This window comes from Myxococcus sp. CA039A (genome assembly GCF_013336645.1).
Classification (GTDB): Bacteria; Myxococcota; Myxococcia; order Myxococcales; family Myxococcaceae; genus Myxococcus; species Myxococcus llanfairpwllgwyngyllgogerychwyrndrobwllllantysiliogogogochensis.
Window position 1 is genome coordinate 1 of record NZ_JABUMQ010000794.1, and the last position, 429, is coordinate 429.

At 63.6% G+C, this 429-nt stretch carries 1 protein-coding gene; it reads left to right on the forward strand.

Annotated elements, in window-relative coordinates; translation table 11 throughout:
* The coding region (locus HR086_RS47625; protein ID WP_305794133.1) for a DapH/DapD/GlmU-related protein at nt 1-356 on the forward strand (356 nt) is incomplete at its 5' end.
* Nucleotides 357-429 lie beyond the last annotated feature (73 nt).

The window sequence follows — 429 nt, forward strand, 5'->3', positions numbered from 1 at the left end:
CCGATGGCGTGCACGTCGGCAACTTCGTCGAAACCAAGAAGGTCACCCTCGGCGTCGGCAGCAAGGCCAACCACCTCACCTATCTGGGTGATGCGGTGATCGGCAGCAAGGTGAACATCGGTGCCGGCACAATCACCTGCAACTACGACGGCGTGAACAAGTCGACCACCACCATCGGCGACAACGCGTTCATCGGTTCCAACAGTTCGCTGGTGGCGCCGCTGACGATCGGCGAGGGCGCGACCATCGCTGCCGGTTCGGTCATCACCCGCACCGCCCCGGACGGCAAGCTGACACTGGCCCGCGCACGACAGGAAACCATCGATGGCTGGAAGCGCCCGGTCAAGAAGTCCTGAGCCACGTATTCCGCATGCCGACGAGCTCGGCGTGCTGCCGGCAATTGAACAGCGTGCCGGCGAACTGCTGAAG